Raw genomic sequence first — 18,394 nt, 5'->3', positions numbered from 1 at the left:
CGAACTCGCAAAATTGACCGTCCGGTCGGCGGCCCCGAACAATCGAGACAACCCCGCCGACTCCCGAACGGACGAAACCACCGTGAAGAAAACCTTGCCCCTCTTGGCCGCCGCCGCGGTGCTGCTCGCCGGGTGCACGTCGGCCACGGCGACCGGCGCGCCCGGGCAGCCGGAAAAGCTGGAACTGCGCTACCAGGGCAGCGCGAACTCCGTGACCCTGCCCGAGCTCGCCGAGGACTTGGGCTACTTCGGCCCGGTCAAGCTGAAGTGGGTCGGCAACACGATCAGCGGCCCGCAGGACATCCAGTCCGCGGCCACCGACCAGACCGACTTCGGCGGCGCCTTCACCGGGGCGGTCGTCAAGCTCGTCGAAGCGGGCGCACCGGTCAAGGCGGTCGTCAACTACTACGGCTCCGACGACAAGGCGTTCATCGGCTACTACACCAAAGAGGACAGTCCGATCCGGACCGCCCGCGACCTGATCGGCAAGAAGGTCGGCGTCAACACCGCGGGCGCGAACCTCGAAGCCGCGCTCGACACCTGGCTGAAGAAGCAGGGCCTCTCCGACGACGAGATCAAGCAGGTGCAGCTCGTCGTCATCCCGCCGATCAACGCCGAACAGGCGCTGCGCAACGGCCAGCTCGACGTCGTCGCGCTGCAGGGCATCCTGCAGGACCACGCCGTCGCGGCCGGCGGCGTCCGCTCGCTGTTCAGCGACGTCCAGGCGTTCGGGCCCTACAACGGCGGGCCGTACGTGCTGCGCACCGACTTCATCAAGAAGTACCCGGAGACGACGAAGATCTTCGTCTCCGGCGTCGCGAAGGCGATCGAGTGGGAACGCACCACCCCGCGCGAGCAGGTGATCGCCCGCTTCACCAAGATCATCCAGGCCCGGGGCCGCAACGAGAACACCGACACGCTCAAGTACTGGAAGAGCGTCGGCATCACCCGCGGCGGCCTCATTTCGGACCGGGACTACACGCTCTGGGAGCCGTGGCTGAAGCAGGGCTACATCAAGGGCGACCGGATCGACACCTCGAAGCTCTACACCAACGAATTCAACCCCTACCGCGCCGACGCCCCGGCGGTGACGAAGTGATCAGCATCCGGTCGGTCACCAAGACCTTCGGCGCGCTCACCGCGCTGGACGACGTCTCCCTCGACGTCGCCGACGGCACGTTCCTCTCCCTCGTCGGGCCGAGCGGGTCGGGCAAGTCGACGCTGCTCGACCTGCTCGGCGGGCTCACCACCCCGACGTCGGGCGAGGTGCTGATCGACGGCGAGCCGGTGCGCGGCCCCGGTCTCGACCGCGGGGTCGTCTTCCAGCAGTACGCGCTGTTCCCGTGGCGGACCGCCCGTGCCAACGTCGAGTTCGGCCTCGAAGGCGGCTCGCTCGGGAAGCGGCAGCGGGCCGAGCGAGCCCGGGAATACCTTTCCCTGGTCGGGCTTTCCGGCTTCGAAGACCGCTACCCGCACGAGCTGTCCGGCGGGATGAAGCAGCGCGTCGCGATCGCCCGCAGCCTCGCCTACGACCCGGCCGTGCTGCTGATGGACGAGCCGTTCGCCGCCCTCGACGCGCAGACCCGCGAGCAGCTGCAGGACGAGCTGCTGCGGATCTGGCGCCGCACCGGCAAGACGATCGTGTTCATCACCCACGGCATCGACGAGGCCGTCTACCTGGGACAGCGGGTGGCCGTGCTGACCTCGCGGCCCGGGCGGCTCAAGGCCGTCGTCGACGTCGACCTCGGCGACCGCGCCGGTGACGTCCGGTCCGACCCGGCGTTCGGGCGGCAGCGGCACCGGCTCTGGGAACTGCTGCACGACGAGGTCCGCAAGGCGGCCGAACACGAACGGAGTGCCGTCGGATGACCACCACCCTCGAAGCCCCGGCGGTCCACACCGGACCCGCGCCGGCGGCCCCGGCGAACCGCCGGTGGCGCAAGCGGTTCACCCGCGCCGTGCACGGCTCGGCCGCGGTCGTCCTGTTCGTGGCCCTCTGGGAGCTGGTCCCCCGGTTCGTCCTCGACGAGAGCACGCGAACGTTCCTGCCACCGCTCTCGGAAGACCTGCGAGCGCTGGTGGATCTCGCGCTCGACGGCGAACTCGAGGACCACCTGCTGGCCAGCATCGGCCGGTCGGCCGCCGGGTTCGCGATCGCCGTCGGCGTCGCGGTGCCGATCGGCTTGCTGATCGGCTGGTACCGGCCGGTCGCCCGGTTCCTGCAGCCGCTGCTGGAACTGGCCCGCAACACCGCCGCGCTGGCGCTGCTCCCGGTGTTCACGCTGCTGCTGGGCATCGGCGAGCTGTCGAAGGTCACCCTGGTCGTGTACGCGTGCGTCTGGCCGGTGCTGCTCAACACCATCGCCGGGGTCAACACGGTCGATCCGCTGCTGGTGAAGGCGGCGCGCTCGCTCGGGCTGTCCAGCCCGCGGCTGTTCCGGAAGGTGATCCTGCCCTCGGCCGTGCCGACGGTGTTCACCGGCATCCGGATGGCGGCGTCCTATTCGATCCTGGTGCTGGTGGCGGCCGAGATGGTCGGCGCGAAGGCCGGGCTCGGCTACCTGATCAACACCAGCCAGGTGAACTTCCAGATCCAGCAGATGTACGCCGGGATCATCGCGGTCTCGGTCCTCGGAGTCATCGTCAACCAGGGCTTCGTCGTCCTCGAACGGCGGTTTTCCACCTGGCGTCCCAAGGAGAAGCCATGATGCACCTCAACGCGTTCGTGATGCCGAACGGCCACCACGAAGCCGCGTGGCGGCACCCGTCGACCGACCCGCACCGGGCCCGGACACTGCAGCACTACGTGGACATCGCGCGGACCGCCGAACGCGGCAAGCTCGACTCGCTGTTCCTCGCCGACGGCGTGGCGTTGTGGGGCAACGTGAAGCACAACTCCCACAGCCACTTCGAGCCGCTGACGCTGCTGTCCGCGCTCGCCGCGTCGACAGTCCACATCGGACTGATCGCGACGGCGTCGACGACGTACAACGAGCCGTACCACCTGGCGCGGAAGTTCGCCTCGCTCGACCACCTCTCCGGCGGCCGCGCGGGCTGGAACATCGTCACGTCGGCGGGGATCGACGAAGCCCGGAACTTCAACCTCGCCAAGCGGCCCGCGCACGCGGCACGGTACGACCGGGCCGAGGAGTTCGTCGAGGTCGTCAAGAAGCTGCGGGACAGCTGGGACGACGATGCCGCGCTCGTCGACCGCGCGTCCGGCGTCTACGCCGACACCGACCGGATCCGGCCGATCGCCCACGACGGGGCGCACTTCCAGGTCCACGGGCCGCTCAACATCGAACGGCCACCCCAGGGTCACCCGTTGCTGGTGCAGGCGGGCTCGTCCGAGACCGGCAAGGAGTACGCGGCGCGCCACGCCGAAGCCGTGTTCACCGCGCAGCAGACTTATCCCGAGGGCAAGGCGTTCTACGACGACGTCAAGGGACGGCTCGCGAAGTACGGCCGGACACCCGACGAGATCAAGATCCTGCCCGGCATCTCGCCGATCCTCGGCCGCACCGAGGCCGAGGCCCGCGAGCGCGAGGCCGAGCTGAACGCGCTGATCACGCCGGACTACGGGCTGCGGCAGCTGTCGAAGATGCTCGACCACGACGTCACCGGCTATCCCCTCGACGGCCCGCTGCCGGACGTCGGCAGCTTCACCGAAGGCGGCCAGAGCCGGTTCGAGCTGGTCGTCGGCCTGGCCCGGCGCGAGGACCTGACCATCCGGCAGTTGCTGGAACGGCTGGCCGGCGGCCGCGGGCACCGCGTCTTCGCCGGGACGCCGGTCCAGGTCGCCGACGAGCTGGAGGCCTGGTTCACCGGCGGCGCCGCCGACGGCTTCAACGTCATGCCGCCCACCCTGCCCGGCGGGCTCGACGACTTCGTCGACCTCGTCGTCCCGGAACTGCAGCGGCGCGGGCTCTTCCGCACCGAGTACTCCGGCACCACCCTGCGCGAGCACTACGGCCTCGCGCGACCCGTCAACCGCACCCGAGTGAAGGAGCCCGCATGACCGCGATCAGCACCGACGTCCGCAAGATCACCGGGAGGATCGGCGCCGAGATCATCGGCCTCGACCCGGCAGGCGACCTCGACGCCGCCCAGGTGGCGTTCCTCGCCGACGCCCTGCACGAGCACAAGGCCCTGGTGTTCCGGAACACCGAACTCGACGACGAAGGCCAGCAGCGCTTCGCCGCGCGCTTCGGCGAGCTGACGAAAGCCCACCCGACGGTGCCCGCCGTCGACGGCGCGCCGACGATCCTGCCGGTGGACAGCGAGCTGGGCCGGGCCAACCACTGGCACACCGACGTCACGTTCGTGCTCAACCCGCCGAAGGCCAGCACGCTGCGCAGCCTCGTGGTGCCGCCCTACGGCGGGGAGACCCTGATCGCGAACGCCGCGGCGGCCTACCGGGACCTGCCCGAGCCGCTGCGGGCGTTCGCCGACACGCTGCGGGCGGTGCACACCAACGACTACGACTACGTCCAGCCGCCGGAAACGGTGGACGACCAGGAGCAGGCACGGCGGGCCCAGTTCGTCTCGCGCAAGTACCGGACCGTGCACCCGGTGGTGCGGGTGCACCCGGTGACCGGCGAGCGCGGCCTGTTCATCGGCGGGTTCGCGCAGCGGATCGAGGGCCTGTCGGTGAGCGAGTCGCGGGACCTGTTGCGGCTGCTGCAGTCCTACGTGACGCGGCCGGAGAACGTCGTGCGCGTCGCGTGGGAGCCGAACCAGCTGGTGCTGTTCGACAACCGGATCACCCAGCACTACGCGATCGACAACTACGACGGCCTGCCGCGGCGGCTGAACCGCGTCACGGTGGCCGGGGACGTCCCGGTGGGCATCGACGGCCGGTGGAGCGAATCCCTCGAGGGTGACGCCTCGCACTACACCTCCGTCGCCTAGTTAGGTCCCGTCCGCACCCGGGTACCCGGGTGCGGACGGGAAGGAGTCCGGCGTGGTCAGTGTCCAGGCGAAGGTCAAGATGGCGTTGCTCCGGGCGTCGGGGCAGAAACGGTTCTACGACAACGCTTCCGCACTGCACCACCGGCTCCCGCGGCACCAGAAGCCGTCGATGGCCCGGCCGCCGCGCAAGGTGCGGCGGCGGTGCGACGTCGAACGGCGCGAGGTGCACGGCTTCCCCTGCTACACGTTCCGGCCGCGCTCGGGCGCCTCGGACGGCCTCCACGTGCTGCACCTGCACGGCGGCGGGTACGTCGAGCAGGTCGAGAAGCACCATTGGAAGTACGCGGCCGATCTGGTCACGCGGCTCGGCTGCACGGTGACCCTCCCGGTGTACCCGCTGGTGCCGCACCACGACCACACGGCGACGATCCCGATGGTGCAGGCCGCCTACGACGGGATCACGGCCGGGCGCGTGGTGGTCTCCGGCGACTCGGCGGGCGGCGCGCTGGCGCTGGCGATCGCCCAGAACCTCCGCGCGGCCGGGCGGCCGCAGCCCGAACGGCTGATCCTCTACTCGCCGTGGCTGGACGTCCTGCTGGCGGACCCGGTTTCGGAACTGCTCGACGAGACCGACCCGATGCTGGGCATCGCGGGGCTGCGCGAGGCGGGCCGGATGTACGCCGAGGGCACGGACCCCCACGACCCGCTGGTCAGCCCGATCCACGCGGACCTGAGCGGGCTCGCCCCGATCACGCTGTTCATCGGGACGCGGGACGTCCTGCTGCCGGACGCCCGCCGGTTCCGCCGTCGCGCCGAGGAGGCGGGGACGGAGATCGACTACCGCGAGTACACCGGGATGTTCCACAACTGGCTCATGCAGGCGATCCCGGAAGGCGTGGAAGCGATGAACCACGTGGAGCGTCTCCTCCGGCGACGGCCGGTGAGCGCGGCCACGGGTTGAGCCGCCGCGGCCGGTCGTGAGTGCCGAGCAGGGTCAGCGGCCGTTGCGTTCCGAGTCGCGGAAGCAGTCCCAGGCCCGGCTGACCAGCGCCGGGTGCGTGCGCAGGTCGATCGCCGTCCGGGCCAGTGCCGCCGCCGAGGCGAGCATCGCCGATCGCCCGCGCGGGCTCGCCGCGGCCGCGGCGAACTCCGGCGTGTGGTCCGAGTACTCCTCCGCCGTGATCGCCACGAACGGGTGGATCGCCGGGACGCGGACGCTGACGTCGCCGATGTCGGACGAGCCCAGGTACACCCCGGGCGCCGGCGGGGTCGCGTGGATGCCGCACGCCGCCAGGTGCTCGGTGAACCGCTCGGACAGCACCGGGTTGTCGCGGAAGTGCGCGTAGCCGCGGCCGAGGCGTTCGACGGTCACCTTCGCGCCCGTGGCGAGCGCCGCGCCTTGTGCGCACGTCGCGACGTCCTCGGCCAGGCGGTCCAGCGCGTCGGTCGTCAGCGCGCGCAGGCCGAAACGGCCTTCGGCGTGGTCGGGGACGATGTTCGTCGCCTCGCCACCGTGGGTGATGATGCCCTGGACATGCGCGCCCGCGGGCAGCCGCTGCCGCAGCGCCGACACCGCGCCGAACGCCTGGATCAGCGCGGCGAGCGCGTCGATGCCCGCTTCGGGGTCGCCGGTCGGGTGGGCGGCGCGGCCGTGGAACGTCACCTTCAGCTCCACCTGCGCGGTCAGCGGCGCCCAGGACCACGAGTGCACTCCGGGGTGGACCATCAGGGCCGCGTCGACGTCGTCGAAGACGCCGGCCTCGGCCAGCGCCACCTTGCCGCCACCGCGTTCCTCGGCGGGACACCCCACCACGAGCAGCGAGCCCGGGCTGTCGGCCAGCAGCTCCCGCGCCGCCAGCGCGGCGCCGAGGCCGGCCGCGGCGATCAGGTTGTGCCCGCAGGCGTGCCCGAGGCCGGGCAGCGCGTCGTATTCGAGCAGCAGCGCGACGCACGGGCGGCCGGTCCCGGCCCGCGCGAGGAACGCCGTGGGCAGCCCGGCGACCCCGGTTTCCACCTCGAAGCCGTCCGCGGCCAGCTCACCGGTCAGGCGCTCGGCGGCCGCGTGCTCCTCATAGGACAGTTCCGGCCGCTCGTGCAGCGCGGTGGCGACGGCCCACAGCCGCTCGGCCAGGTACTCGATCCGTTCGTCGGCGCGATCGTGCAGCTCTTCGTGCCATTCCATGCCCATCGGAATACCCCCACCCCGCACGGTCACACCACCGGCAGTGTTTCACACGGCCGGCCGCGGGCTACCCGCGCGCATGGACCACAGCAAGGCGCCGGTGCTCGAAGCGCTGCGCGACTACCACCGCACGGGCTACGTCCCCTTCAACGCGCCCGGTCACAAGCAGGGCCGGGGCATCGACCCGCGGGTGCTGGACGTCGTCGGCGCCGACGTCTTCAAGGCCGACGTCATCGCCCTCAACGGCCTCGACGACCGGCTGATGCGCGGCGGCGTGCTCGCCGAAGCGCAGGAGCTGATGGCCGACGCGGTCGGCGCCGAGCACACGTTCTTCTCCACTTGCGGCAGTTCGCTCTCGGTCAAGAGCGCGATGCTCGCGGTCGCCGGCCCGCACGAGAAGCTGCTGGTGCCGCGGCACGTCCACAAGTCGGTCATCGCCGGCCTGATCGTGAGTGGCGTCCAGCCGGTGTGGGTGCGGCCGCACTGGGACGCCGAGCAGCAGCTGACCCACCCGCCCGGCGTGCGGGAGTTCGCGGAGGCCTGCGAGCGCGAACCCGAGGCCAAGGGCGCCCTGCTGGTGACCCCGACCGACTACGGCACGTGCGGGGACATCCGGGCGGTGGCCGACTGGTGCCACGAACGCGGGATCCCGCTGGTCGTGGACGAGGCGTGGGGTGCGCACCTGCCGTTCCACGACGGACTGCCGCCCTGGGGGATGGACGCCGGCGCCGACGTGTGCGTGACGAGCGTGCACAAGATGGGCGCGGCGGTCGAGCAGAGCTCGGTCTTCCACCTGCAGGGCGACCGCGTCGACCCGAACGTGCTGAAGTCGCGCGAAGACCTGCTGGGCACGACGAGCCCGAGCTCGCTGGTGTACGCGGCGCTCGACGGCTGGCGGCGGCAGATGGCCGAGCAGGGCAAGGAACTGCTCGAGAGCGCGCTCGGCCGCGTGCGGTCGGTGCGCGCCCGGCTGGCGGACCTCGGGCTCACGGTGCTGCACGACGAGTTCCTCGGCCCCGATCTGGCGGACTCGGTGGACGTGCTGAAGATCGTGCTCGACCTGGCTCCGCTGGGCATCAGCGGATATCAGGCCGCCGACTGGCTGCGCGCGGAGCAGCGCGTCACGGTGGGGCTTTCCGACCACCGCCGGATCGTCGCCCAGATGAACCATTCGGACGACGACGAGACCGCGGGGGTGCTCGTGGCCGCCCTCGAGGCCTTGCTGCGGGCGGCACCGTCGTTTTCCCGGCCGCCGGCGGTCGACCTCCCGTCGCCGCGGGAAATGGAGCTGGAGACGGCGATGCTGCCGCGTGACGCGTTCTTCGGCCCCGCCGAGCAGGTGTCGCTGGACGAAGCACCCGGCCGCATCGCGGCGGAGATGATCACGCCGTACCCGCCGGGCGCGCCCGCCGTCCTGCCGGGCGAGGTGATCACCAAGCCGATCCTCGACTACGTGCGCAGCGGGCTCGAAGCCGGCATGGAGCTGCCTGACCCCGCCGACTCCGAGCTGAAGTCCGTCCGGGTCGTCGCGAAGCACTGACAAGCGAAGGCGGCACTTTCAGGGAAAGTGCCGCCTTCGCGCGCGTCCAGGACGGTCAGGCCTTGGCGCTCTTCAGCTCGAGGGGATTCTTCGGCGCGTCAGGACGCGCGTCGAGCATCCGCTGTCCGAGTTCCTGCAGCCGCTTGCGGCCCATGGCCGAGCGGACCTCCGGGAACCACTCGTCCTCTTCCTCCTCGACGTGGTGGCGGACGTTTTCGGTCAGCACCGTCACCTTCGCGTCGAAGGTCTCGTCCTCCGGGTCCAGGCCGAGCAGCTCCGAGAGCATCCACACGACGACGTGGTGCTCCTCCACGCTCTCCAGGACGTGGTCCTTCGTCTCCGGCACGGCCTCCCGCGCGGCCGGGTAGAAGATCTCCTCCTCGATGTAGGCGTGCACGGTCAGCTCTTCGATGATCGAGTCGACGATCCGGCGCTTGTCGCCGTACGCCTCGTCATCCGCCTTCTCGAACTCCTTGAAGAGCTTCTCCACGGTCTTGTGGTCGTTCTTGAGCAGCACGATCGCGTCGGTCGACATCCACTGTCCTCACGGTGCGGCCAGGTCCCGCAGGGCGACCTGGGAGTTTTCCAGTTCCTTCGTCATCAGCAGGGCCACGGTCCTGGCGTGCGCCAGTGCCCGGCCGACCTCCCCGACCGCGTCCCACGTCGCCGCGACCGCGTCGCCGCCGCCGGGCCCGGCCACCCGGCCGGACAGCAGGTCCTCCTCCAGCCGGCCCTGCAGGGCCGGGAGCAGCTGGGTGAGGTCGCCGGCCAGTAGTCGCAGGGCGCCGAGGACGCGGTACATCTCGGCCGGGGAGTCGAGCTCGCCGTCGCCAACGCAGCGGGCGAGCCGGCGCACGGTGGCCCCGGCGTCGGCCGCCAGCAACGACGGCGAAGAGGCTGCACTCGGGTTCATACCCGGCGGACTACCCCTTCGCCGCCCGGGAAAACGCCGTTTGCCGTGGCGGCCGTTCGGGTATTCGACCGGCTCCCGACCTCCAGGAGAACACCGGTGAACCCAGACGTGCTGACGTTCGGCATCGAAGAGGAGTTCTTCGTCGTCGACCGCCACGGTCACCTGTCGCAGGCCGGCGACGACGTCGTCGACGCGGCCGAGGCCGCCGCGGACGACCACGGCGCGCTGCAGCACGAACTCACCCGGTCCCAGGCCGAGGCCGCCACCGACGTCTGCCGGACCCACGGCGAGGCGCTGCGTCAGCTGCGCGACCTCCGGGGCGGCCTGGCCGCGGCCGCGCGCCGGCGCGGGTGCCGGCTGCTGCCGGCCGGCGCCCCGCTGCTGTCCGAAGTGGACCCGCCGAGCATCACGCCGAACCCGCGCTACGAACGGATGGCCGAGCACTTCGGCGCCACCGCGCGGACTTCGCTCACCTGCGGCTGCCACGTGCACGTGGCCATCCCCGGCAAGGAGCAGGGCATCCGGGTGCTGGGCTGGGTCCGGCCGTGGCTGCCGGCGCTGCTCACCCTGACCGCGAACTCGGCGATCGCCGACGGCTACGACACCGGCTACAGCAGCTGGCGCTACCAGCAGTGGAGCCGGTGGCCCTCGGCCGGTCCCCCGCCGCGGTTCGCCTCGCTCGACGAGTACGAGAGCATCGTCGACGGGTGGCTGCGCGCCGGCTCGATCCTCGACCGCGGGATGATCTACTGGGACGTCCGGCTGTCGGAGAAGCAGCCGACCCTCGAGTTCCGCATCGCCGACGTCGCCGCCACGCCGGAGGAAGCGGTGCTGCTGGGGGTGCTGGCGCGCGGTCTCGTCGCGACGGCGCTGGCCGACGACGCGCCGCCGCCGGAGCTGTCGAACGAAGTCCTGCGCGCCCAGCTCTGGCGGGCATCGCGGGAAGGCGCCACCGGCTGCTGCCCACACCCGCGGACCGGGGACCTGGAACCGGCGAAGGCAGTGCTCGACGAGCTGGTCGAACTGACGGCTCCCGCACTGGAAGCGGCGGGAGACCTGGAGTTCGCCCGGGAAGGCACGGCGCGGCTGGCGGCCGAAGGCGGCGGCGCGGACCGGCAGCGGCGGGTCTTCGCCGAACGCCGGCGTGGCGAAGACGTCGTCGACCTGCTCACCGGCAGCGACTAGAGCCAGGCCGCCTGGAGTTCGTCGAGCAGTTCCAGCGCGCGGACGGCCGCGCGGGAGCGGCCGGGGTCGACGACGAGGTGCACCCCGGCGGCTTCGGCGTGCCGGTGCGCCCGCACGAGCACCCGCAGGCACGCGGCGCCGAGGAACCGGACTTCGCCGAGGTCCACCCGCAGGACGCTGGGCCGGGCCCGCACGTGCTCGGCCAAGGTCGCTTCGAGTTCGGTGGCGGTGCAGAGATCGATCTCGCCGGCCACCTGCACGACGATCGCGTCGGGCGACTTCCACCGGATGTTGCTTCGCAGGTCGCCGTCGGACGGGGCGCGGGGCGCCGGTAGCCGGTGCGTCAACGGCGGATCGGCCCCGAGCACGCGCGGACGCTCGTGAGTTGCCATGGCTTCGAAGTACCCGCGCCGCCATCCGGGTCAAACAAGCCGGGGCCCCGGCGCATTTCGGGGCGCGGAGCGGGTATCCCGCGTCGAGCGCTCGCGCGGAAGGAGCCCGCCCATGTCCGACGGCCCGCCCACGTTGGGCGTCGAAGAGGAGTTCCTCCTGGTGAATCCCCGCACCGGCCACGCGTCGCCGTGTGCGGAGCAAGTGCTGGCGCGGCACCGCCACCACGGCCCGCTGCCCGGCGGCGTCCGGGTGCACCGCGAGCTCCGGCTGACCCAGATCGAGGCCGCTACCGGCGTCTGCACGACCGCCCAGGAACTCCGCCATCAGCTGACGGCGGCCCGCCGGGTGCTGGCCGGAGCCGCCGCGGCCGAAGACTGCGCGCTGCTCGCCACGGGCACGCCGATCGGACCCGGGCCCGCCACGCCGCCGCCCGCGGCCACCGGCCGCTACGCCGACATCGACGCGGCCTACGGCGCCGTCGTGGCCGACTACGAGGCCTGCGGCTGCCACGTCCACGTCGGGGTCGCCGATCCCGACACCGCGGTCGCCGTCGTCAACCACCTCGGCCGCTGGCTGCCCACGCTGCTCGCGCTTTCGGCCAACGCGCCGTTCGACCACGGGCGCGACACCGGCTACCACAGCTGGCGGATGGTCCTGCAGTCCCGGTTCCCCGGCTCCGGCGTCGCGCCCTACCTGCGAAACCACGCCGAACACCGGCGGGCGATCGACACACTCGTCGACTGCGGCGCGCTCGTGGACCCGGACCAGACGTTCTGGCTCGCCCGCCCGTCCGGCAAGTTCCCCACGGTCGAGCTCCGCGTCGCCGACACCGCGCTGACCGTCGACCACGCGGTGCTGCAGGCCTTGCTGAGCCGGGCGCTCGTTCACCAGGCCCTGGCCGACCTCTCCCGCGGACGGGAAGCGACGCCGCTGTCGTCGCAGGTCTGCGCGGCCGCCGTGTGGGCCGCGGCGCGGCACGGGCTGACCGGCCTGCTCGTCGACGCTCTGGAGGAGACGCGACGGCCGGCGTGGTCGCTCGTGGAGGCACTGCTCGAGCACGTCCGGACGGCCCTCGAGGAGAGCGGCGACCTGACCGAGGTGCAGGCGCTCGTCGCGGCCCTGCACGCCGACGGCACGGGATCCGTCCAGCAGCGCGCGGTGGCCGGGCGGGGTACGGCGGCGGCGGTCCGCTGGCTCACCGCCCGGACCGTGCCTGCCGGGCATGGAACGCGGCTGACCGGGTAATCCCGGCCCATGACGACCTTCACTGCGGCGGCGGCCACGCTGCCGGCCGCGCGGGGACCGCTCTCGGAGTCGGTACTGCACACCCTGCTCCGCGGCCAGCCCGGGGACGGCCTCGACTTCGACGGCCTGGCCGACGCCGACTCGCTGGGCGACGACCTCCAGCTCGCCCTGCACCTGTGCTACGAACTGCACTACCAGGGCCTGCCGGGCGTGCCGGCCGACTGGGAGTGGGACCCGGAGCTGCTGCGTCTTCGCGGGGCGCTCGAAGCGCGTTTCGAGACCGCGCTGCGGGAGAACGTCCCGGGCGGCGACGACGTCCCCGCCGAGCTCGACACCCTGCTCGTCGAACCGCTGGACGCCGAGGGCGTGTCGCACTTCCTGCGCGACCACGGCGACTGGGACCGGATGCGGGAGTACTTCACGCACCGGTCGATCTACCACCACAAGGAAGCCGACCCGCACGCGTGGGTGATCCCGCGGCTGCGCGGCCGGGCCAAGGCGGCACTGGTGGCCGTGGAGTTCGACGAGTTCGGCGGCGGCCGCGCGGAGCGCGTGCACGCCCGCCTGTACGCGGACCTGCTGCAGGCGGCCGGGTTGCCGGCGGGGTACCTGGAGCTGATCGACCACGTGCCGGGCTCGATGCTGGCCGTGGTCAACATGATGTCGCTGTTCGGCCTGCACCGGTCGCTGCGGGGCGCGCTGTGCGGCCACTTCGCGGCCGCGGAGATCACCACGGCGCCCTCCGCGCAGCGGCTCGACCAGGCGTTGCGGCGGCTGGCGGCGCCCGCACCGTGCCGGTTCTTCTACACCGAGCACATCGAGGCCGACGCGGTCCACGAACAGGTGATGCGCAACGACGTCCTCGGGGACCTGCTCGAGCAGGAACCCGGCCTGGCCGCCGACATCGTGTTCGGGATCCAGGCGACCGAGTTCCTGGAGGGGCGGTTCGGCGCGCAGCTGCTGCGGAGCTGGCGCGCCGGGCAGTCGTCGCTGCGACAGCCGCTTCCGCCGGCCTGACGCGGGCGGCGGCGACTTCCGATGAGGTCGCCGCCGTCGTCACTTGTCCTGGGTGCGCACGCGCTTCCGGTGGCTGGTGTCGCAGAACGGGAACCGCTTGCTGCGCCGGCACGCACAGACCGCGACGACGAACCGGTCGGATTTCACGACTTCGCCGTCCGGGGTGCACAGCTCCACCGGCCCCTCCACGAGGACCGGCCCACCCGGCACGACCGTCACCCGGCGGGGCCGGTCAGCGGTCGGCACGCAGCACCACCAGCTCCTCGATCCGCTGCCCCGGCTCGATCAGCCCGGCGGTCTCCAGGAACGCCGTCCGTCCGGAAAGGACCGGGCCGAACGGGATCCGGGCCCGGCGGGCCACGCCGACGCGGAGCCCCTGCACCGTGAGCACTTCCAGCGATCTATCCACATCGGACAGTGCGGATTGGACGATCAGCATCGTCCCGCCGGGCCGCAGCAGCGTGCCCGCCAGGGAGCAGAGCGGGTCCAGGACCGCGCGGCCGTCCGCGCCCGCGTCCCAGCCGCGGGTCGAGCGGACCGCCGGTGCCGGGGACGGCACGTACGGCGGGTTGGCCACGACGACGTCGAAGGGGCCCTCTTCCAGGGCGGTGGCGAGGCTGCCGCGGCGGGGGCGGACGCGCAAGCGCTGGGTGAAGGCATTGAGCCGCACCGAAGCCAGCGCGCGCCGGGAGAGGTCGAGCGCCAGCACGGTCGCCGCGCCGCGGCGGGCCAGCGTGATCGCCTGCGCGCCGGTCCCGGTGCACAAGTCGAGAGCGCGCGCACCGGCCGGGATCGTGAGATCGCCGATCGCGGCCGCGAGCAGGGCGGTGTCTTCCTGCGGGCGGTAGACGCCGGGCAGGCGCAGCAGTCGCGGGGCCTCCGGGACGGGCCGGTGGACGACGGGCCGGGCGGCCAAGGGGCCCGGGCGGACGGGTTCCGCCGACGTGGTCATCTCGGTCTCCTTCACCTCGCCGCGGCCCGGCGCACTCGCCGGCGGACAACCGCGTCGCCCCTGGCTACCCGGCGAAGATCGGCGCAAACGGATCAGCCGTGCGGTGGTTGAGCGGGCGGCGCGGGGGTATCCGGCCGGGAAAGGACCGGATGGAGGATCTCGATGACGTCCCAAGACCGCACCCAGCACCCGACGGACCCGGCGGAGGGCCCCCGCGGCGACGACCCGCACGGCGACACCCCGCAGGCGCAGCGCGAAACGATCCGCGGCGAGCAGGGCACCTCGAGCGGCGACCCCCACGACGACACGGACCCGCAGCAGGGCTGAGGGAGACCGGGGACGCGGGCACGGTGCCGCGCGGTCAGGACTCCGCCCGCGTCTCCTCCATCATCAGCAACGCTCCCCCGCTGTTCCCGCTGGGTCCGCGCAGCGCGCTGCACACCAGCCGGACGACGACCGCCCGGCCCCGGCGGTTGATCGCGTCCAGGACCAGCTCCGCCCGCGAGTCGGCGTCGCCGAGCGCGTCCCGGACCATCGGCCGCAGCTCGCCGAGCGGCAGGCCGATGTCGAGGTTGAGCAGGTGGGTTCCTTCGGCCTCTTCACGCCGGACACCCCACAGGTCTTCGGCACCGCGGTTCCAGGCCTTGATCCGCATTTCGGTGTCGATCACCACGATCCCGGCCTGGATCGAGGTGAGCACCGACTCCAGGAAGTCGTTCAGCTCGTCGAGTTCGACGCTGCGGTCGCGCAGGACGTCGTTGATCGTCTGCAGCTCGTCGTTGGTGGAGTGCAGTTCCTCGTTCATCGTTTCGAGCTCTTCGTTGGTGGACTGGAGCTCTTCGTTGGTCGTCTCCAGCTCCTCCACCGTGGACTGGAGCTCCTCGTTCGTGGTCTCCAGCTCCTCGTTGGTCGACTGCAGTTCCTCGTAGGCCGATTCCAGCTTCCGATTCGCGTGCTCGAGCTCGGTGAGCAGCAACCGCGCCCAGCTGACGTCGTGGAAGACCACCGACACGCCGAGCAGGCTCTTCTCCTTGCCCAGCAACGGGTTCACGTGCACCTCGTACCAGACGGTGTCCCCGGCGCGGCGCCACTCGACGTCCTTGATCCGCAGCGACCGGCGCTCCAGCCGGGCCTGTTCGACGTACGGCCGCAGCGCGACCGGGCGGTAGGAGACGTCGAGGTCCCACAGCTTCCGCCCGATGTCGCGTTCGGACAGTCCGAACGCGATCTCGGCCTGCCGGTTGATCAGCGCCGTCACCTCTTCGCCGGTCACCACGATCTGGGCGACCGGGCTCGCCGAGAAGGCGTGCTCGCGCAGCTCGTCGAGGCCCGAGACATCACCCGCCCGGCGGACCGGGTAGCCGTGGGAAGCGAAGTGCTGGTAGCCCACCGGTGAATTGGCCACCTTGCGGAACACCCGCCGCTTCAGGTCGAGAGGTTCGAAGATGCGGGTGTGGCTGAGCAGCATCTCGGCCTTGCCGAGGAACATCATGCCCCGCGGCGCCAGCGCGAAGTGGAACCGCTCGAGGATCTTGGTCTGGGTGTCGGCGTTGAAGTACATCAGCGTGTTGCGGCACACCAGCAGGTCGATCCGCGAGATGGGCGCGTCCTGCACGAGGTCGTTGCGGCCGAAGATCACCGACCGCCGCAGGTCCTTCCGGAAGAGGTACCGGCTGCCCTGCTGCTCGAAGTACGCCTCCACCTTGTCCTCGGGCACCCCGACCAGCTCCGCCGGGGTGTAGGCCGCGTGGCGCGCCTGGCTGAGCGCTTCGTCGTCGACGTCGGTGGCGTAGATCTTCACCCGCTGGCGGAAGGCGTCGACGCCGATCGCGTCGGCGAACGCGATGGCGAGGCTGTAGGCCTCCTGGCCGGCCGCGCACCCCGCGCTCCACACCCGGATCGGTTCTTCGGGGCTGCGTTCGGCCAGCAGGGCCGGGATCACCTGCTCCCGCAGGTACTCCCAGGCGTCGGGATCACGGAAGAACCCGGTGACGTTGATGAGGATCGTGTTGAACAAGGCGACGAACTCGTCGGCGTTGACCTGGAGCTGGTCGATGTAGTCGGCGTAGCCCTCGGCACCGACCTGGCTCATCCGCCGCTGGACCCGCCGCATCAGGCTGGTTCGCTTGTACCCGGTGAAGTCGAATCCCCGGGACTCCTTGAGGTAAGCGAGCACGGCTTCGAACTCGTCGTCGGCTTCCGGCCGGTCGTCTGTCACCCCGGATACGCTACGCGCCCGGGAACGCCCGCAACCGGGTCCTCCCGGTCAGCACGGCCCAGACGACCTTGCCGCCCGACCACGACCGGCTGCACCCCCACACACGGGCGACCTGCGCGACCAGCATCAGCCCGAGACCGGAGTCGCCGCCGCGGGGCCACTCCCGCAGCACGGCCGGGCGCGGGTCTTCGTCGCCCACCGCGACGGTGAAGACGCCGCGGCGCAGCTCCAGCCGCAGCCGCGGGCTGGAGACGGTGTGCCGGATCGCGTTCTCGACCAGTTCCGTCCCGATGAGCAACGCGTCGTCGGTGTGTTCGGGGATGCCCCACTCCGCGCAGACGCGGGTGATGAACTGGCGCGCCAGCGCCGAGGCCGAGTCCGTGGCGGCCAGCAGCTGCACCGCCCGGCGCCGCGGCGGGTGGTCCCGCTCCCGCTCCGCCGTGCGGACGTCGGCGTGGACGCCGACGAAGCGGTCGATCGACTGGCCGGCCAGCAGCGCCAGCTGTTCCGGCCGGCTGGTGACCAGGGTGAACGGGATACCGGGCCAGTCGCTCATCCGCGCGGCGACCACCGAGAACACGCTGGCCAAGGCGGCGTCGGCGATGACGAGGCCGTCGATGTCGGCGATCACGCTTTCGGGGGCGTCGGTGGCGATCTTGAGCAGGTCGTCCCGCAGGTGCGGGTAGCCGGCCAGGTCGAGCGTCCCGGTCACGGAAACCACGGTCGAGGCGATCCGGTCGTCCGGCAGCAGGCGCACGCCGGCGCCTTCGCGGCTCACGACGCCGATCCGGTCTCGGGGTACTGCGCCAGCAGGAAGCGGCGAAGGGTTTCCGCCGCCTCCAGGCATTCGCGGGCGGTGTTCTCGTACCGGCCGGTCAGCCCGGTCGTGCCGTGGAGCTTCGCGTCGCGCTGCATGCGCCGCGCCAGTGCCGCCTTTTCGTCGAGGGAGCGCAGCGCCGTCCCCAGCGCCCGCTCGAACTCCAGGTCGTGCGTGCGCAGCAGGGCTTCGGTCGACCACGCGTGCCCGATCCGGCAGCGGTACTGGTCCGGCGGTTCCCCGAGCTCCAGGAGCGCGCCGCCGCAGTCCGGGCAGCTGTAGCCGGAGGGGGGATTCGATTCACCCGGGGTGACCGCGTCCATCCGGACTCCGTCCCGCGCGATCCGGTCCTCCAGCAGGAGGGCCGGTGAGGGTGGGGGAACCGGGCCCGGCTCCCCCGGGGTGCGCACCAGCTTGTCCAGCACGGTGCCCAGCACGTCGACCGGGTAGACGTGCTCGGTCGAGGTCCGGGCCAGCGCGTTGCGGGGCATCCCGGGGTAGAGCGCCTCGGCCGGGTCCTGCACCATCGCCACCCCGCCCCGCTCCACGAGCGCGGCCAGCCCGGCGGAGCCGTCGTCGAGCGCGCCCGAAAGCACGACACCGACCGCCGCCGGCCCGGCGTGGATCGCGGCGGAGCGGAAGGTGGCGTTGACCGCCGGCCGGTGCCCGCTCTCGGTCGGCCCCCGGCTGAGGACCAGGGTGCCGTCGCCGAGGAGCAGGTGCCGGTCGGGCGGGGCCACGTGGATCATGCCCTTCGTCACCGGACCACCGTGCACCGCGTGGGTGGCCGGCAGGGGGCCGGCGCGGCCCAGGATCTGCGGCAGGGCGCTCGACGAACCGGGCGCGAGGTGCATCGCGACGAGGACGGCGGCCGGAAAATCCTCCGGCAGGGCCCGGGCGAGACCGCGGAGCGACTCGACCCCGCCCGCGGAGGCGCCGACCACCACCACATCCCGGTGGAAGGGCACGGCGACCACCTCCTCACCTCGATGACGGTAGTCCACTCCTTCGTCCGGGGTAA

20 protein-coding genes are annotated in these 18,394 nt (G+C 72.0%); 11 read left to right on the top strand and 9 right to left on the bottom strand.

Going from position 1 to position 18,394, the window contains the following annotated elements; genetic code table 11:
- The first annotated feature begins 82 nt into the window (after window positions 1-82).
- Genes OG738_RS32360 through OG738_RS32335 form a run of 6 tightly spaced genes read left to right on the top strand, consistent with a single transcriptional unit; the run spans window position 83 to window position 5,872 of the window.
- The gene (locus OG738_RS32360; protein WP_329046669.1) at window positions 83-1,099 is read left to right on the top strand and encodes an ABC transporter substrate-binding protein; all 1,017 of its coding nucleotides are present in this window, start codon (window positions 83-85) and stop codon (window positions 1,097-1,099) included.
- A complete protein-coding gene (locus OG738_RS32355; RefSeq protein ID WP_329046667.1) occupies window positions 1,096-1,869 on the top strand; it encodes an ABC transporter ATP-binding protein in 774 nt (257 codons plus the stop codon). Before OG738_RS32360 ends, OG738_RS32355 begins: the two co-directional genes overlap by 4 nt.
- Window positions 1,866-2,708, top strand: a complete 843-nt coding sequence (locus tag OG738_RS32350) for an ABC transporter permease (RefSeq protein WP_329046665.1) — start codon at window positions 1,866-1,868, stop codon at window positions 2,706-2,708. Before OG738_RS32355 ends, OG738_RS32350 begins: the two co-directional genes overlap by 4 nt.
- Window positions 2,705-4,018, top strand: coding sequence for an LLM class flavin-dependent oxidoreductase (locus tag OG738_RS32345; protein ID WP_329046663.1), 1,314 nt, complete (start codon window positions 2,705-2,707; stop codon window positions 4,016-4,018). Before OG738_RS32350 ends, OG738_RS32345 begins: the two co-directional genes overlap by 4 nt.
- Window positions 4,015-4,911 carry a TauD/TfdA dioxygenase family protein gene (locus tag OG738_RS32340; protein WP_329046661.1) on the top strand — a complete coding sequence of 299 codons (897 nt, stop codon included), beginning with the start codon at window positions 4,015-4,017 and terminating at the stop codon, window positions 4,909-4,911. Before OG738_RS32345 ends, OG738_RS32340 begins: the two co-directional genes overlap by 4 nt.
- 52 nt (window positions 4,912-4,963) lie before the next feature.
- Window positions 4,964-5,872, top strand: coding sequence for an alpha/beta hydrolase (locus OG738_RS32335; RefSeq protein ID WP_329046659.1), 909 nt, complete (start codon window positions 4,964-4,966; stop codon window positions 5,870-5,872).
- Window positions 5,873-5,905: 33 nt separating this feature from the next.
- On the opposite strand, the gene OG738_RS32330 is transcribed toward OG738_RS32335, so the two are convergent.
- On the bottom strand, window positions 5,906-7,093 hold the full coding sequence (locus OG738_RS32330) for an amidohydrolase (protein WP_329046656.1): 1,188 nt from the start codon (window positions 7,091-7,093) through the stop codon (window positions 5,906-5,908).
- Window positions 7,094-7,172: 79 nt separating this feature from the next.
- On the opposite strand from OG738_RS32330, the gene OG738_RS32325 reads away from it, so the two are divergent.
- Entirely contained in the window at window positions 7,173-8,633 is a 1,461-nt protein-coding gene (locus tag OG738_RS32325; RefSeq protein WP_329046654.1) for an aminotransferase class I/II-fold pyridoxal phosphate-dependent enzyme, read from the top strand.
- A gap of 55 nt (window positions 8,634-8,688) precedes the next feature.
- Here OG738_RS32325 and OG738_RS32320 read toward each other — a convergent pair whose 3' ends face one another.
- Both OG738_RS32320 and OG738_RS32315 read right to left on the bottom strand, forming a co-directional pair.
- Complete coding sequence (locus OG738_RS32320) at window positions 8,689-9,168, bottom strand: hemerythrin domain-containing protein (protein ID WP_329046652.1); 480 nt, start codon at window positions 9,166-9,168, stop codon at window positions 8,689-8,691.
- Between the two features lie 9 nt (window positions 9,169-9,177).
- Window positions 9,178-9,546: a hypothetical protein gene (locus OG738_RS32315; protein ID WP_329046650.1), complete on the bottom strand. Its 369-nt coding sequence runs from the start codon at window positions 9,544-9,546 to the stop codon at window positions 9,178-9,180.
- A 96-nt stretch (window positions 9,547-9,642) separates the two neighbouring features.
- Here OG738_RS32315 and OG738_RS32310 point away from each other — a divergent pair, with 96 nt between their 5' ends.
- A complete protein-coding gene (locus OG738_RS32310; RefSeq protein ID WP_329046648.1) occupies window positions 9,643-10,731 on the top strand; it encodes a carboxylate-amine ligase in 1,089 nt (362 codons plus the stop codon).
- Here OG738_RS32310 and OG738_RS32305 read toward each other — a convergent pair.
- Window positions 10,728-11,123 carry an STAS domain-containing protein gene (locus OG738_RS32305; protein WP_329046646.1) on the bottom strand — a complete coding sequence of 132 codons (396 nt, stop codon included), beginning with the start codon at window positions 11,121-11,123 and terminating at the stop codon, window positions 10,728-10,730. The genes OG738_RS32310 and OG738_RS32305 overlap by 4 nt on opposite strands.
- Window positions 11,124-11,235: 112 nt before the next feature.
- Between OG738_RS32305 and OG738_RS32300 the strand changes: the two genes are divergently transcribed.
- A complete protein-coding gene (locus OG738_RS32300) occupies window positions 11,236-12,369 on the top strand; it encodes a carboxylate-amine ligase (protein WP_329046644.1) in 1,134 nt (377 codons plus the stop codon).
- A gap of 9 nt (window positions 12,370-12,378) precedes the next feature.
- The gene (locus OG738_RS32295) at window positions 12,379-13,386 is read left to right on the top strand and encodes an iron-containing redox enzyme family protein (protein ID WP_329046642.1); all 1,008 of its coding nucleotides are present in this window, start codon (window positions 12,379-12,381) and stop codon (window positions 13,384-13,386) included.
- Between the two features lie 39 nt (window positions 13,387-13,425).
- Here the strand turns inward: OG738_RS32295 and OG738_RS32290 are convergent, their stop codons facing one another.
- A complete protein-coding gene (locus OG738_RS32290; protein WP_329046640.1) occupies window positions 13,426-13,632 on the bottom strand; it encodes a CDGSH iron-sulfur domain-containing protein in 207 nt (68 codons plus the stop codon).
- Window positions 13,619-14,338, bottom strand: coding sequence for a methyltransferase (locus tag OG738_RS32285; RefSeq protein ID WP_329046639.1), 720 nt, complete (start codon window positions 14,336-14,338; stop codon window positions 13,619-13,621). Before OG738_RS32285 ends, OG738_RS32290 begins: the two co-directional genes overlap by 14 nt.
- Window positions 14,339-14,500: 162 nt before the next feature.
- Between OG738_RS32285 and OG738_RS32280 the strand changes: the two genes are divergently transcribed.
- Window positions 14,501-14,665: a hypothetical protein gene (locus OG738_RS32280; RefSeq protein ID WP_329046636.1), complete on the top strand. Its 165-nt coding sequence runs from the start codon at window positions 14,501-14,503 to the stop codon at window positions 14,663-14,665.
- Between the two features lie 34 nt (window positions 14,666-14,699).
- Here the strand turns inward: OG738_RS32280 and OG738_RS32275 are convergent, their stop codons facing one another.
- The 3 genes from OG738_RS32275 to OG738_RS32265 are packed head-to-tail and all read right to left on the bottom strand — an operon-like array spanning window position 14,700 to window position 18,350.
- The gene (locus OG738_RS32275; RefSeq protein ID WP_329046634.1) at window positions 14,700-16,556 is read right to left on the bottom strand and encodes a CheR family methyltransferase; all 1,857 of its coding nucleotides are present in this window, start codon (window positions 16,554-16,556) and stop codon (window positions 14,700-14,702) included.
- A 10-nt stretch (window positions 16,557-16,566) separates the two neighbouring features.
- A complete protein-coding gene (locus tag OG738_RS32270; RefSeq protein ID WP_329046632.1) occupies window positions 16,567-17,334 on the bottom strand; it encodes an ATP-binding protein in 768 nt (255 codons plus the stop codon).
- The gene (locus OG738_RS32265) at window positions 17,331-18,350 is read right to left on the bottom strand and encodes a chemotaxis protein CheB (RefSeq protein WP_329046630.1); all 1,020 of its coding nucleotides are present in this window, start codon (window positions 18,348-18,350) and stop codon (window positions 17,331-17,333) included. The genes OG738_RS32270 and OG738_RS32265 overlap by 4 nt, the downstream gene beginning before the upstream one ends.
- Window positions 18,351-18,394: the final 44 nt, after the last annotated feature.

Origin of the sequence: Amycolatopsis sp. NBC_01488, assembly GCF_036227105.1 — a bacterium.
In the GTDB taxonomy this organism is placed as follows: Bacteria; Actinomycetota; Actinomycetes; order Mycobacteriales; family Pseudonocardiaceae; genus Amycolatopsis.
The sequence above is the reverse complement of the archived record's forward strand: the minus strand, read 5'-3'. Positions and strand labels throughout refer to the sequence as shown.